Genomic DNA, 14410 nt, shown 5'->3' with positions numbered 1-14410 from the left:
CCGGTTATTCTCTTAATTATCTTATCAATGCGATGGTGTCAAACCTGGCGGAGGCCGGTAGCGCACGTTCGCGGCATGAGCGATTAATATGATGATTGAACTCGCGCCCGGCGATGGTTAGCCTTCATGGCCGAGAGGACAGCGCCGTCGACAAGGCTGATACATGCTGGCGATCACGCGCATCGCGCCGTACCGCCCCGATGCTGGCGGTGGCGGCCGGCATGCTCGTGTCGGGCGGTTGCGGTCAGCCCGCCGCCCCGGTGTCGTCCCCCGCCATCGCCACGCCAGGCCCGGGCGAAATCGCCGGCGCTGGCGTCGGGCCCGCGGACCTTGTCAGCTATCGTCGCCTGCCCGCCTATGCCGAGCCCGCCTGGATCACGCGCGATTTCGTCCGCAAAGGCAAGCTGCCGCGGGTCGAGCGCCGCCTGCCGCGCGAGCCTTTGGTCTATGGTCCGGCCGCCATGCCCGACGGGCCGGGGGTCTATGGCGATGCGCTGCGTCAGGTGACCGGCGGCCGGCCCGAGGGCTGGAACTACAGCGCCGGGCAATCGCAGGGCTGGGGCGGGATCGACCTGGCGACGATGGAATGCCTTACCCGCACCGGCCCGCTGTTCCTGGTCGATCCGGCGCGGCTCGAGCCGCTGCCGAATCTGGCGAAAAGCTGGCGCTGGTCGGCGGACGGGCGGCAATTGACCATGCAGCTGATCGAGGGGGCGAAATGGTCGGACGGCCACCCGTTCAGCAGCGCGGACGTGATGTTCTACTGGAACGACAATGTCCTCGACCCCAATGTCAGCCCGCTCAACGGCGCCTCACCCGACAGCTTCGGGCCGGGAACGCGGCTGGAGGCGCTCGGCCCCTACACGATCCGCTGGACGTTCCGGCGGCCGTTTCCGCGCGATTATCTGTACCAGATGGCGTACGGCAAATTCTGCCCGGGGCCCGCACATGTGCTGCGTCCCCACCATCCGCGCTACAATCCGCGCAGCAGCTACCAGGCGTACAAGCTCGCCTTTCCCGCCAGCCGGGTGAACTTTCCGGTGATGGGGGCGTGGGTCGTCACCGAATATCGCCCCGACGATATCCTGATCCTGCGCCGCAACCCCTATTACTGGAAGGTCGATGCGCGCGGCCGCCAGCTGCCCTATCTGGACGAAGTGCAATATCGCCTGCTGTCCTGGGGCGACCGCGAGGTGCAGGCGATCGCCGGCGGCAGCGATATGGCGAATATCGAAGGCCCGGCGAGCTTCGTTGAGGTGCTGCGCAGCGCTGCCCGACCGCAGGCGAGCTTTCGTGCGATCTTCGGCCCGCGCACCATCGCCTATTCCGTGCATTTCAATCTGTCCGGCAATGGCTGGGGCGAACCCGACGCGCGCGGCCGGGCGGTCCGGCGCCTCAACCGCACAACCCGTTTCCGCCAGGCGGTCAGCATGGCGATCGATCGCGTACGGCTGGGCGAGACTCAGACGCGCGGGCCGTTCATCCATCCCTATCCCGGAGGCCTGCTCGAAAGCGCGCCCTTTTACGATGCGCGCGACACGATCGCGTATCCGCACGATCCCGCGACCGCGCGCGCGCTGCTCGCCTCGATCGGGCTGGTCGACCGCGACGGCGACGGGTTCGTCAATTATCCCCGCGAAACGCAGGACGGTGCCAACGTCACGATCGTGCTGACCGCCAGCCCCGACAGCGTGATCGAACGCTCTTTTGCCGAGGGGATTCAGATGTTTGCCCGCGACGCCGGTCTGCGCGTGGTGCTGCGCTTTGCCAGCGGGCCGCAGCGCGACGCGCTGCGCGCGAGCGGCCAGTTCGACTGGGTGCTCCAGCGCAACGAGACGACCGAGCTCAACACCGTGGTCCAGGGCGCGGACGCGCTTGCGCCCACCGGGCCCTACACCCATGCCTTTCACCGCGCCGGCCCCGACGGCCGGCTCGACCTGCTGCCGCACGAACGGCAGCTCGTAGCCCTTGTCCGCGCGTTCATCGCGAGTCCCGACGCGGCCGAACGGCGGCGGCTGATGCGGCTGTATCAACGCGTGTCGACCGCCAACGTCAACGCGCTCGGGCTGATCCAATATTCGGGCGGGGTGCTGATCGACAAGCGGTTCGCCAACGTGCCCGCGGGCACCCCCGTCATCATGTTCAACTGGGCGGAGGATGCGATCATGCGCGAACGGCTGTGGGTGCCGCGCGCGCGCCGCAGCAGGTATGAATTGCGTCCCGGCACGCTGCCGGGCTGCTTCGATTGCGGCGGGGCGCGGCGGTGACGGTGATCTGGTTCCTGATCCGCCGGCTGGCGGCGGCGATCCCGACGGTGGTGCTGCTCAGCCTCGTCACCTTCCTGATCATTCAGGCACCGCCCGGTGACTACGCCGATTCGCTGCGCACTCAGCTGATCAATCAGGGCGGCGCATCGGCCGCGGAGGCCGAGGCCCAAGCCGCGCGGTTTCGTGCCGAGAACGGCCTCAACGACCCGCTGCTGGTCCAATATGCGCGCTGGGCGGGCGGGATCGTGACCCACGGCGATTTCGGCTTCTCCTACGCGGCCAACCGGCCGGTTGCGGGCATCGTCGGCGAGCGCTTGTGGCCAACGCTGCTGCTGGCGCTGACCAGTCACCTGCTGGCGACCGCGATCGGCATCGCGCTCGGCGTGCTGGCGGCGACGCGCGCGGGGCGCTGGACCGACGCCGCGCTCAACCTGTTCGCCTTTGTCGGCATGACGACGCCGCGCTTCCTGTTGGCGTTGATCGCGCTCTACGTCCTCGTATTCCAGTTCGACCTGGCTCAGGTCGGCAGTTTCCAGTCGGCGGCCTATGTCGGCGCGCCGTGGTCGTGGGGCAAATTCGCCGACCTGGTCGCGCACGTATGGCCCGCGATCCTGATCGCGGCATGGGGCGGCATCGCCTATTCGATGCGGGTGATGCGCGGCAATTTGCTCGACGTGCTCAACGCGCAATATGTCGAGACCGCGCGTGCCAAGGGGCTGTCCCCCGCCCGGGTGATCTGGCGTCATGCCGTCCCCAATGCACTGCACCCGCTGGTCGCGCACCAGGGCGTGGCGCTGCCTTATATGGTGACGGGCGAGATCGAGGTGGCGATCGTGTTCGGGCTGGCGACGGTCGGACCCGCGATCGTCGGCGCGATGGCGGTCGGCGACGTGTTCGTCGCTGCGACCTTCATGCTGGTGCTGGCGGTGACGCTGATCATCGGCAATATCCTCGCCGATCTCGGGCTGGCGCTGCTTGATCCGCGCATCCGGCTGGAAGGGCGCAAATCGTGAGCGGCGCGCCCGCTGCCGGCGGTGACAGCTATGCCCGGCTGGTCTGGCGGCGCTTTCGCCGGTCGCGGCTGGGGATGGCGGGGCTGATCGCGCTCGCGCTGATCGGCGTGGTGCTGCTGATCGGGCCGTTCCTTGCGCCGCATGACCCGGACCAGCGTTTCGCCTCCTATCAACCGCCGAGCCGGATCGGAATCGATTCGTCGGGGCTCTACGCGGTCAATGCGCGGCCGACCGGTGCGATCGATCCGGTCACGTTCCAGCCGGTGCTGAGCCGCGACGGCGCGCCGCGCGAGCGCCTGGGCCTGTTTGTTCGGGTCCCACGCTACCGGCTGATCGGGCCGGTCATGGCGAACCGGCGACTGGTCGCCCCGATCGCCCCGGGCGGGCGCCTTCACCTGATGGGGGCGGACCGCTTCGGGCGCGACATCTTCTCGCGTGGACTGGTCGCCGCGCGTGTCTCGATGCTCATCGCGCTGGCGGTCGGCGGGCTGACCACGCTCGCCGGGCTGATCGTCGGCGCGACCTCCGGCTATATCGGCGGCGCGGTCGATCGCTGGATCCAGCGCGGCGTCGACTTCCTGCTCGCCTTCCCCCAGCTGCCGCTCTACCTCACGCTCGGGGCACTCATCCCGGTGACCGTATCGTCCGGGCTGTTCGTCGCCATCCTCATCCTGACCTTGTCGGTGCTCGGCTGGGCGGGGTTGAGCCGCGAGATCCGCGGCAAGACGCTCACTCTGGCGCGGATGGACTATGTCCGCGCCGCGGTCGCGCTCGGGGCCGGCGACCGGCGGATCATCCTGCGCCACATCGCGCCCAATCTGATGTCGCATCTGCTGGTCAGCTTCACGCTCACCCTGCCTGCGGTCGTCCTGCTGGAGAGCTTCCTGGGCTTTCTGGGCCTGGCGGTGAAGCCGCCGATGATTTCCTGGGGACTGATGCTCCAGGATGTCAGCGGCTATGCCGCGATCGGCTCATACCCCTTCATTCTGTTTCCGGTGGTGTTCGTCTTCGTCGCCGTCTTTGCCTTCAATGCTGTCGGGGATGCGCTGCGCGATGCCGTCGATCCCTATTGATCCCCCGCCGCTGCTGAGCGCGCGCGACATCGGCGTGACCTTTCGCGTCGAAGGGGGCGAGGTGGCGGCGGTGCGCGGTGTCGACCTCGACATCCGCCGCGGCGAGATGCTGGCGCTGGTCGGCGAATCGGGGTCGGGCAAGTCGGTGACCGCCCGCGTGCTGATGGGCCTGCTCGGCCGCAATGCGCGCATCTCGCCCGACACGCGCATCATGCTGGAGGGCCAGCCGCTCGACATCGCCGACGATCGCCGGATGCGCCGTGAGCGCGGGCGATCGATCGCGATGGTGTTTCAGGAACCGATGAGTTCGCTCAACCCGGTCTATCGGGTCGGCGACCAGATCGTCGAAGCGATCCGTGCGCATCAACCGCTGCGCAAAGCCGCCGCCCTGGCGCGCGCCGCCGAGCTGCTGGCGCAGGTGCAGCTGCCCGATCCGTCGGCGATGCTGCGCCGCTATCCCCACGAACTGTCGGGCGGCCAGCGCCAGCGCGTGATGATCGCGATGGCGCTGGCCAATCATCCGCGCCTGCTGATCGCCGATGAGCCGACCACTGCGCTGGACGTCCGCGTCCAGGCCGAGATTCTCGAGCTGATCCGCGCGCTTCAGGTCGAACACGACATTGCGGTACTCCTCATCACTCACGACCTAACCGTGGTGCGCAACTATGCCGACCGCGTGGCGGTGATGCAGCGCGGCGCGCTGGTCGAGCAGGGACACACCGCAACGCTGTTCGCCAACCCGCAGCACCCGTACACGCGCCAGCTGCTCGCAGCCGAGCCGACCGGCTTTGCCGACCCCGTCGCCCCCGGGGCGCCGTTGATCGAGGCGGCGGCGGTGCGCATCGCCTTTCCCGGCCGGGGCAAGTCCGCGCCAACGATCGCGGTCCATGGCGCCGACCTTCAGGTCGCGCGTGGCGAGGCGGTCGGTATCGTCGGGGAATCGGGGTCGGGCAAGACGACGCTGGCATTGGCGCTGACCCGCCTGATCGAGGCCAGCGGCGGCGAAATCCGTTTTGCGGGCGAAGCGATCCACCGGCACGACCGCCGGCGGATGCGGCCGCTGCGCACCCGGATGCAGATCGTGCTGCAGGACCCGTTCGCCTCGCTCAACCCGCGCATGTCGGTGCGCGCGCTGGTCGAGGAGGGGCTGATCGTCAACCGGATCGGCAACGGTGCCGCCGATCGGCTCGATCGGGTCAAGGCCGCGCTGGTCGCCGCCGGGTTGCCGACCGATATCCTCAACCGCTTCCCCCACGAATTTTCGGGCGGCCAGCGCCAGCGGCTGTCGATCGCGCGCGCGATCGCGGTCGAGCCCGAACTGCTCGTGCTCGACGAGCCGACATCGGCGCTCGACCTGTCGGTCCAGGCCCAGATTCTGGACACGCTGCGCACGCTCCAGCGCGAACGCGGGCTGAGCTACCTGTTCATCTCGCACGACCTTCGGGTGGTACGCGCGCTGTGCCAGCGGGTGATCGTGATGCGCGACGGCCGGATCGTCGAGGAGGGGACGGCACGCGACGTGCTGGAGCGACCCTCGACCGATTACACCGCCCGGCTCGTACAGGCCGCATTCCACATCCGCTGAGTCATGCGACAATATCGAAGGTCTTTGCGTCAACGCCCGATTTTCGCCGGGACCGGTCCGGTTTAGACTGGCGACAATTGACAAGGATGCTCCGATGATACCGACCGCGCACGATGCCCAGGATTTCGCGTTCGACCTGCAGGGCTATCTGGTGCTGCGCAACGCGATCGCGCCGGATCTGCTGGGCGAGTTGAACCGCGCGTTCGACGCGTTTCCGCAGCTGGCCAGCGGCGACTGGTGGGGCAATGTCCAGCGGCTCGACAATTCGGGCCATGCCGGGGTCGAGCTGCACAATATCGTCGAGGCCGGGTCGCCGTTCGAGGCGCTGATCGATCACCCCGCCTGGATCGACCGGGTCGCGCGCTATTGCGGGGAAAAGGGCAGCTATGTCGAAGGGCTGTTCATCGACGAATGTTTCGCATCGGTCCGGCGGACCGGCGGCTTCTTTCCGCTGCATTCGGGCGGACAGGACGGCGTGGTGCGCAACCAGTTCCGCTTCGTGAACGGGCAGTTCCGGTGTGCACAGGTCAATATCCTGCTGGCATTGACCGACATCGGGCCGGGCGACGGCGCGACGCGCGTGCTGCCGGGCAGCCACAAGAGCAATATCGCCCACCCCGTCTTCGCCCGCAGTTTCGACGCGCGCCGGGCGGACGAGGACGAGACGGTGGAGGGCGCGATCGAGGTCCATCTGAATGCTGGCGATGCGCTGCTGTTCGTCGATGCGATCGCGCATGGCGCGGCGCGGCGCACCAATGCTGGCGATCGCCGTGTGGTCATCTATCGCTACGGCCCGGCCTGGGGCGCGACGCGGCACGGCTTCCGATACAGCGACGACCTGCTCGCGCGATTGACGCCGGCGCGGCGCCGTATCCTTCAGCCGATCCCGCCGCGCATTCCGGGCGTGACCCCTGGCTATGGCGAGACGCGCGCGGTCGCCGCCGAATGAGTGCCTGCGTGTGACGGCAGAGCCGGCGGATCCGCCCGCCGCGCCGATCCTGGCGGGGGATCAGCGCCAGCGCCCCGGTGTCGTCTCGCGCGCGGTGCGGCCGACGGGCACCCGCGACTGGTTGCTCGTGGCGACGCTGGCGGGCGCTGGCTTCGTCCGCGCAGGCGGGGTGCGCCATACCCTGGAACCGGGGGATCTTCTGCTGTTCCGTCCGGGGTCCCCGCAGGATTACGGCCATCGCGACGATTCCGGAACGTGGCGCAACGTGTGGGTTCATTTCCAGCCGCGCGAGGACTGGTTGCGCTGGCTGGCCTGGCCGGCGCTTGCCCCAGGAATCATGCGGCTGCGGCGGCCTGATCTGCTCGCGCGGCTGCGGCCGCAGCTGTCGGGGCTGGCGCGCGCGCTCGACGGCACGGCGCTTGGCCGGCTCGACGCGATGAACCGGCTCGAACGCGTCCTGATCGACGCCGCCGATCGCACGGCCGAGGCGACGGTCGATCCGCGGCTGCGCCGCGTCATCGACCACGTCCAGGCCAGCCCGGCCGCGCGGCTCGACGGCCCGGCACTGGCCGCGCTGGCGGGGCTGTCGCGGTCACGGCTGAGCGCGATGTTCCAGGCGCAGCTTGGCACGACCCCGCAGGCCTTTGTCGAGCGCGCCCGCCTGATGCACGCGGCCGGACTGCTGCAATCCACCCGCGCGCCGCTTGCGGTCGTCGCGGCACGATCCGGTTTCGCCAGTTCCTTTTATTTCTCGACCCGCTTCCGGCGCGCGTTCGGGACGTCGCCTCGGCAATATCGTCACGCCGCACATCGGCTCGACCCCGCCGAGCCACCAGGCCGCACCTGACCACGACCCCGCCATGAATATGGCGGGCACGTGGGGGCAGGGGAATCGCGAAACGCGGATTCTTGAGGGATGTCCGACCTTCGGCCCTACAGCGGGACAAGCATATCCCAGATGGAATTCGCAACGGGGCCTTCATCGGGCGAAGCCGGGGTCGGCTGGCGCTGCCCTGGTCTGGTGTCATCGCGTTGCCTGACCAGGCGCGGCAGCGACAATGACATGGCTCGACTGACTCGCTTGTCGATCATCGCCGTTACTTGATGACGATCGGGTTCACGGGCGCGCCCGTGCCTCCGACGACCTTCAGGGGCGCAGCCACATAGAGGAAGGTCCATTGGCCGTCCCCGGCACAGTCCTCGGCCAGCGGATCGAGTTGCGCGATCTCGGTAAAGGTGACGCCCAGATTGCGCATGAGCGAATGGTGCAAGGCGAACGATACGCCGGATTCGGGATGGATCGCCAGTTCGTTGGCGATGGTGTCTGTCACCAGATTGGGAATTTCCATGGTGTGGAACCACTCGACCAGTTCGCGGCTGAAACACAGGCCCGGCTCGGCATAGTCGGCGTAAAATTCCTGCTGGTCGCGGTGGTAGTAGGAGCCGATCCATCCCGTGCGCAGGATGAGGATATCATGCTTCTCAATGGTCACGTCCTGGGCGGCGGCGGCGGCCAGCACATCTTCCAGACCAAAGCTCTCGCCGCGGTCCAGCCATGCCTTGCCGCGATGCCGCGCGATATCAATCAGCACCGCGCGGCCCGCGATGCCACGTTCGGCGATCGGCAGCACGCTGGCCTTTGCCATCGCGCCGATGGTCGAGCGCGCGTCATAGCCGTTGTACAGCTTGTCATCGTGCCAGACATGGCCGAGCGCGTCATATTGGGTCGATCCTTGTAGATACAGGATCATCATATCGTCCGAATATTCGGTGCCGCCGGGAATCTCGTCCATCTTGCCGGACAGGAAATCGCCCTTGTCCAGCACGTTCACCCGGTGCGCCTGCTTCCGGCCCGGCCAGACGGGATCGCCCCGTTCGTGACCCATCGGAATCTGGAGCGTGAAGGTCTTTCCCGATCGCACGGCGGCAATTCCGCGCAGCACCTGAGCGGCGTCGAGGAAATTCAACGCGCCGACTTCATCCGCGCTGCCCCACCGGCCCCAGTTGGTGGGCAGGCCGGCCAGCAATGCCTTGGCACTCGGCTTGGCGGGGGCGTGAGTGTCGCACATGCTTACGGTTCCTCTCCCTATCGGTCTGTCTGGCGGGATCATGCGGCGTTTCGCCGTTGCGATCCAGCATTGACCAATTCGATCTCCCCATCCTATACGAACAAACGTTCGTATCAATAATTGTTTTGGGGAGAGGGGATTTGAGCGCCCGACCAAAGGCCTATATCGCCGGCATATCGGAACACCCCGTCCGCAAGGCGACCGATCTGTCCACGGCTCAGATCGTCGCGGACGTCGTCCGCTGGGCCCTGGCCGATGCGGGGCTGGATCATCACGCGGTCGATGGTTTCCTGTGCGATGCGGAGATGCCGGGCCTCGGCGTCCTGTCGATCGCGGAATATCTCGGTCTACGCCTGACCTATATGGACAATACCGACCCCGGCGGTTCGGCCTACCAGATGCATGTCGCGCATGCGGCGGAGGCGATTGCGGCGGGCAAGTGCAACGTCGCCATCGTCGTACTGGCCGGCCGTCCGCGCGCGGCGGGCGCGGGTGCCGATCCCAAGCCCGATTTCAACGTGCCGGAACTGGCGTTCGAACATCCCTATGGCTCGATGGTGCTCAATCAGTATGCGATGGTCGCGCAGCGGCACATGCACGAATACGGCTTGACCAGCGAACAGCTCGCCTGGGTCAAGGTCGCCGCGTCGCACCACGCCCAGCACAATCCCCACGCCATGCTGAAGAATGTCGTGACGGTGGAGGAAGTCGTCGAATCGCCGATGATCGCCGATCCGCTCCATCGGCTGGATTGCTGTGTGGTCAGCGATGGCGGCGGTGCAATCGTCGTCGTTTCGCCGGAAATCGCCAGATCGCTGAACCGGCCGCTGATCGCCATTCGCGGTGCCGGTGAGGCAGTGAAACATCTGAACGGTGGTCGCATCGACTTGACCTATAGTTCGGCGCGGGAGGCCGGGCGCATCGCGTTCGAACAAGCCGGCGTGACCCCGGCCGATATCAAATACGCCTCCATCTATGACAGCTTCACGATCACCGTCGTGCAGCAGCTGGAGGATCTAGGCTTCTGTCCGCCGGGCGGGGGCGGGCGCTTCGTCGCCGACGGCAACCTGATCTCCGGCGTCGGCAAGCTGCCGTTCAACACCGATGGCGGGGGCCTGTGCAGCAATCACCCCAATAACCGCGGCGGGATGACCAAGATCCTGGAGGCGGTTCGCCAGCTGCGGGGGGAGGCGCATCCGGCGGTGCAGGTGCCGAACTGCGATCTGGCGCTGGCCCAGGGCATGGGCGGCTGGCTGGGTAGCCGCAATGCCAGCGGCACGCTGATCCTCGAAAGGGAATGAACCGATGATTGAAGCTCTGCCGACCCTGCCCGCCCCCGCGATCAGCGCCGAGGTCGCCCATTACTGGGCGGCGGCGGGCGCGGGGAAGCTCGCCATCCGCACCTGCAATAGCTGCGGGGAACTGCACCATTATCCACGTGCCATCTGTCCCTTTTGCCATTCCGACCAGCTCGACTGGCGCGAGGCGGCGGGGACGGGAACCATCTATTCCTTCAGCGTGATGCGTCGCGCCGCGACACCCTATGCCATCGCCTATGTGAAGCTGGACGAGGGCGTGACGATGCTGACGCACATCGTCGGCGCGGATTTCGACGCTATCCGCATCGGCCAGCGCGTGACCGTGGATTTCGCCCCGACGGAAGGGGATGGGCCGAAGGTGCCGGTGTTCAGGTTAGTGGCGTAAGGGAAGCCCTTAGCGTCGAGCGAAGGCGAGACACTCGATGCCAGGTGTCTCGACCTCGCTTGACGCGGATGGAATGGGATTCTGGGTGGGCCTAACGCAGCAGCACTAAGCCCTGGTCGATCGCCACCACGTCTCGCTCTACCACGATGAGCTGGAACGACAGCGTGTCGCCGTCCACCCAGATGCGCGCCTCAAGCGTCTCATCCATGAAAATGGGGGAGGTGAATCGGCCCGCGACATGGGCGACGCGCTCCGGCTGATCGCCCACCGCTTCTCCGATCACGGCACGCAGGGCCATGCCATAGCTGCACAGGCCATGCAGGATCGGCGCGGGAAATCCGGCAGCACGGGCAAAATCGGGATCGACGTGCAGCGGGTTATGGTCGCCGGACAGACGATAGAGATGCGCCTGGTTGGGCGCGACCCGCCAGCGGCGCTGGTGGTCCCATGGTCGATCGGGAATCGCATGCGGCGTGGGTCCGCCCTTTGCTGGCCCGCCAAAGCCGCCATCGCCGCGGGCGAAGACCGTGGACAGGAGGGTGGCCAGCGGCTCCGGCCGACCTTCCTCTTGCAGCCTGGTCTCCACGTAAAGCAGCGCGCCCTTGCCGGGCCCCTTGTCCACCGCCTCGACGATCCGGACGCTGGCGCGCAGGGTCGCCGTCGCGGGCAGGGGGCGGTGCAGCGTGATCCGCTGTTCGCCATGGACGATGCGCGTGGCGTCGAGGCCGAGCCGGCCGATCCAGCTATCGTCCCAGGCCACAACGGTCGCCATGGAGGGCACGACCCGCGGCACCGGACCGATCAGATAGGGAAGATCGGCAGCGGCGCCGTCCTGCCCCAAGCCGATGCCGAGCGCGTAGAGCCGTGTGCGCTCAGCGTCGTATTGGAATGTCCGTTCAGGGAACGGCGCGGCCAGCGCCTCGAGCGTCAAAGGCATGCGGGATCGACATCCAGCAAGGTGCGATCCAGCCGCTCGACAATCTCGAGCCACGGGCCGACCCGGCCCAGCTCATAGGCGAAGAAGAAACGCGTCGCGGCCAGCTTGCCCTCGTAAAAGCGTTTCGCTTCCGCACCCGGCGTCTCGTCGAGCGCATTCAGCGCTACGATCGACTGACGCAGCCACATCCAGCCGATGCAGATATGGCCCAGGGCATCCTGAAAGGCAGTGGCGTTGGCGATGCGCAGGCTGGGCTGATCGGCGGTCGCGGCGAGCACGGCGGCGACAGTTCGTTCGGCATGCGACAGCTTGGCGTCCAGCGCATCTGCATGGTCGGCTAGCGCGGCATGGCCACGCGCCTCGGCCAATGTCGTCCGGATCGCGCCAGTCAGTTCCGACCAATAGGCACCGTCCTCCGCCGACAGTTTCCTGCCGATCAGATCGATGGCCTGGATCCCGTTCGTCCCTTCGTGGATCAGGTTCAGCCGGTTGTCGCGATAATATTGCTCGACCGGATAATCGAGCGTGTAGCCGTAGCCGCCGAGCACCTGCATCGCCTGCTTGTTCGCTTCGAGGCAGAATTCCGATGGCCAGCTTTTGACTATCGGCGTCAGGATCGCGAGCAGGCGGCGGGCCGTCTCGCGCGCCTCTTCCTCAGGTGCGGTCTGTTCCTCGTCCACCAGATAGGCGGCATAGAGGCAGAGCGCGAGCGCGCCCTCGACGAACGTCTTCTGCATCAGCAGCATGCGGCGGACATCGGCATGGTCGGTCAGCGGCACGGGCGGCGCAGCCGGATCCTTGTTCTCCGGCGGCCGCCCCTGCAGCCGCTCGCGTGCATAGTCCAGGCTATAGCGATAGCCGGCATAACCGAGCATGGTCGCCCCGGCGCCGACCGAAATTCGCGCCTCGTTCATCATCAGGAACATGGGCGCCAGGCCGCGATGCGGCTCGCCGACCAGATAGCCGACACAGTCCCCATTGTCGCCGAAGTTCAACACGGTGTTGGTCGCGGCGCGATAACCCATCTTGTGATTGAGGCCGACGAGGCTGATGTCGTTGTGCTCGCCCACCGAACCGTCGCTGTTCAGCCGCCGCTTGGGCACGACGAACAGCGAAATGCCCCGCGTGCCGGCCGGTGCACCGTCGATCCGCGCCAGGACGAGATGGACGATGTTCTCGCCCAGCTCATGCTCCCCGCCGGAAATCCACATCTTGGTGCCCTGGATGCGATAGGTGCCGTCGCCATTGGGAATGGCGCGGGTGCGCAGGTCCGCCAGGCTCGATCCGGCGTGCGGTTCGGACAGGCACATGGTGCCGTGGAAGCGCCCCTCCAGCATCGGGCGCATGTACAGTTCCTTCTGCTCCTGCGACCCGTGCGCGCGCAGCACATTGGCCGCGGAAACGGTCAGGAAATAATAGATGGTCGCGCCGATGTTGCAGCCCTGGAACATGGCGTAGCAGCTTTGCAGCACCGTCCAGGGCAATTGCTGCCCACCCTCCTCATACGGCAGGTGGGCCGACATGAACCCCGCTTCCGTAAAGGCGCGGATCGCCTCGCCGATTTCAGGAACCAGTACGACCTTGCCGTCCTCGACATAGGGTTCGTTAGCGTCGCTCTTGCGATATCCCGGCAGGAAGTGATCCACGGCCACCCGCTCGGCCAGATCCAGCGTCGCATCCAGGGTCGCGCGATCGTGATCGGCAAACAGCGGACGATCCGAAAGCCCTAGCGTCGGTAGCACCTCGAAAATCTGGAAATTGAAATCGTCGCGGCTGATCGGTGAAGTGGGCGTCTGCGCCGCCATGACCTGCTCCCTTTGAAATGCTTCGACGGCTCTTGACGGGCCTCGTGCATCCGACTTAAACAAACGAACGTTAGTTTGCAAGGGAGGAGAGTGCGCGTGGCGATCCGTTTTGACGACCGGACGGCGATCGTGACCGGTGCCGGCAGCGGGCTTGGCCGCGCGCATGCGCTGATGCTGGCCAGCCGTGGCGCACGGGTGGTCGTGAACGATCCGGGCAAGTCGGCGGGCGGCGAATGGCTTGCGGATGCGGTCGTGGCAGAAATTGTCGCGGCCGGGGGACAGGCGGCGGCGAACCACGAATCGGTCGCTTCAGTCGAGGGCGCGCAGCGGCTGGTCGAACAGGCGGTTGATGCCTTTGGCGGGCTGGACATCCTCATCAACAACGCCGGCATTCTGCGCGATCGCAGCTTCGTGAAAAGCGATATGGCGGATTTCGATCTGGTGGTGGCGGTGCATCTTCTGGGCTCCGCTTACTGCACGCGCGCCGCCTGGCCGATCATGCAGCAGGCCGGATATGGCAGGATCGTGATGACGCTTTCCAACACCGGGCTGTACGGCAATTTCGGGCAGGCCAATTACGGCGCCGCAAAGGCCGGCCTGATCGGCCTGATGAACGTGCTGAAGATCGAGGGACGAAAATACGGCATCCTCGTCAACGCGCTCGCCCCGATGGCAGCGACGGCGATGACCGAAGCCACGATGTCCCCGGAAATGCTCGCCCGCTTCGATCCCGCCTTTGCCTCTGCCGGCATGGCGGTGCTGGCCAGCGAGGGCTTTGCCGAAAGCGGGACCATCCTGTCCGCGGCGGCAGGTCACTATGCCAAGGTCCGCATCGTCAGCGCCCGCGGAGTCCAGTTTACGGCAGACGCGGTCAGCCCGGAACAGGTGCTGGACGCGTGGGACCGGATCGGCGACCTGTCCGATCCCGTCCTGTTCGAAAGTGCAGGCGACGAGGTCAACTATGTCGCCGAACGCACGATGAAGGCTGCAGCAGCTGCGGATTGAACG

General features: G+C 66.7%; 12 protein-coding genes. 9 read left to right on the top strand and 3 right to left on the bottom strand.

The genetic code is table 11. The annotated features are described in order from the left end of the window. Positions 1–113: 113 nt before the first annotated feature. The 6 genes from GO308_RS09185 (at position 114) to GO308_RS09160 (ending at position 7734) form a co-directional block, all read left to right on the top strand. A complete protein-coding gene (locus tag GO308_RS09185) occupies positions 114–2267 on the top strand; it encodes an ABC transporter substrate-binding protein (RefSeq protein ID WP_240885253.1) in 2154 nt (717 codons plus the stop codon). Next, positions 2264–3280, top strand: a complete 1017-nt coding sequence (locus GO308_RS09180; protein WP_240885252.1) for an ABC transporter permease — start codon at positions 2264–2266, stop codon at positions 3278–3280. The genes GO308_RS09185 and GO308_RS09180 overlap by 4 nt, the downstream gene beginning before the upstream one ends. Further along, positions 3277–4353 (top strand): ABC transporter permease, encoded by a 1077-nt coding sequence (locus GO308_RS09175; protein ID WP_197417161.1) that lies wholly within the window; start codon positions 3277–3279, stop codon positions 4351–4353. Before GO308_RS09180 ends, GO308_RS09175 begins: the two co-directional genes overlap by 4 nt. Then, positions 4334–5938, top strand: coding sequence for a dipeptide ABC transporter ATP-binding protein (locus GO308_RS09170; RefSeq protein WP_240885251.1), 1605 nt, complete (start codon positions 4334–4336; stop codon positions 5936–5938). Before GO308_RS09175 ends, GO308_RS09170 begins: the two co-directional genes overlap by 20 nt. A 94-nt stretch (positions 5939–6032) precedes the next feature. Continuing rightward, a complete protein-coding gene (locus tag GO308_RS09165) occupies positions 6033–6887 on the top strand; it encodes a phytanoyl-CoA dioxygenase family protein (protein WP_240885250.1) in 855 nt (284 codons plus the stop codon). A gap of 10 nt (positions 6888–6897) precedes the next feature. Then, entirely contained in the window at positions 6898–7734 is an 837-nt protein-coding gene (locus GO308_RS09160) for a helix-turn-helix domain-containing protein (RefSeq protein WP_240885249.1), read from the top strand. A 250-nt stretch (positions 7735–7984) separates the two neighbouring features. Here the strand turns inward: GO308_RS09160 and GO308_RS09155 are convergent, their stop codons facing one another. Next, positions 7985–8956 carry a cyclase family protein gene (locus GO308_RS09155; protein ID WP_240885248.1) on the bottom strand — a complete coding sequence of 324 codons (972 nt, stop codon included), beginning with the start codon at positions 8954–8956 and terminating at the stop codon, positions 7985–7987. Positions 8957–9096: 140 nt separating this feature from the next. Here GO308_RS09155 and GO308_RS09150 point away from each other — a divergent pair, with 140 nt between their 5' ends. Both GO308_RS09150 and GO308_RS09145 read left to right on the top strand, forming a co-directional pair. Next, positions 9097–10257, top strand: a complete 1161-nt coding sequence (locus tag GO308_RS09150; RefSeq protein ID WP_066482893.1) for a thiolase domain-containing protein — start codon at positions 9097–9099, stop codon at positions 10255–10257. Positions 10258–10261: 4 nt separating this feature from the next. Further along, entirely contained in the window at positions 10262–10660 is a 399-nt protein-coding gene (locus GO308_RS09145) for a Zn-ribbon domain-containing OB-fold protein (protein WP_066482891.1), read from the top strand. Positions 10661–10751: 91 nt separating this feature from the next. Here GO308_RS09145 and GO308_RS09140 read toward each other — a convergent pair whose 3' ends face one another. Next, positions 10752–11597 (bottom strand): MaoC/PaaZ C-terminal domain-containing protein, encoded by an 846-nt coding sequence (locus GO308_RS09140; protein WP_240885247.1) that lies wholly within the window; start codon positions 11595–11597, stop codon positions 10752–10754. After that, on the bottom strand, positions 11588–13402 hold the full coding sequence (locus GO308_RS09135; protein ID WP_240885246.1) for an acyl-CoA dehydrogenase: 1815 nt from the start codon (positions 13400–13402) through the stop codon (positions 11588–11590). Before GO308_RS09135 ends, GO308_RS09140 begins: the two co-directional genes overlap by 10 nt. Positions 13403–13498: 96 nt before the next feature. Here GO308_RS09135 and GO308_RS09130 point away from each other — a divergent pair, with 96 nt between their 5' ends. Continuing rightward, on the top strand, positions 13499–14407 hold the full coding sequence (locus GO308_RS09130; RefSeq protein ID WP_240885245.1) for an SDR family NAD(P)-dependent oxidoreductase: 909 nt from the start codon (positions 13499–13501) through the stop codon (positions 14405–14407). Positions 14408–14410: the final 3 nt, after the last annotated feature.

The sequence above is a fragment of the Sphingomonas sp. SFZ2018-12 genome, from assembly GCF_022496715.1.
GTDB lineage: Bacteria > Pseudomonadota > Alphaproteobacteria > Sphingomonadales > Sphingomonadaceae > Sphingomonas.
Note: the sequence above shows the minus strand (reverse complement) of the source record. Positions and strands in the feature narration are given on the sequence as shown.

Bases quoted from the DNA above. Each gene is read 5' to 3' on its own strand.
- GO308_RS09185 (WP_240885253.1), top strand. From the start codon at position 114: ATGGTTAGCCTTCATGGCCGAGAGGACAGCGCCGTCGACAAGGCTGAT.
- GO308_RS09170 (WP_240885251.1), top strand. From the start codon at position 4,334: ATGCCGTCGATCCCTATTGATCCCCCGCCGCTGCTGAGCGCGCGCGAC.
- GO308_RS09165 (WP_240885250.1), top strand. From the start codon at position 6,033: ATGATACCGACCGCGCACGATGCCCAGGATTTCGCGTTCGACCTGCAG.
- GO308_RS09155 (WP_240885248.1), bottom strand. From the start codon at position 8,956: ATGTGCGACACTCACGCCCCCGCCAAGCCGAGTGCCAAGGCATTGCTG.
- GO308_RS09145 (WP_066482891.1), top strand. From the start codon at position 10,262: ATGATTGAAGCTCTGCCGACCCTGCCCGCCCCCGCGATCAGCGCCGAG.
- GO308_RS09140 (WP_240885247.1), bottom strand. From the start codon at position 11,597: ATGCCTTTGACGCTCGAGGCGCTGGCCGCGCCGTTCCCTGAACGGACA.
- GO308_RS09135 (WP_240885246.1), bottom strand. From the start codon at position 13,402: ATGGCGGCGCAGACGCCCACTTCACCGATCAGCCGCGACGATTTCAAT.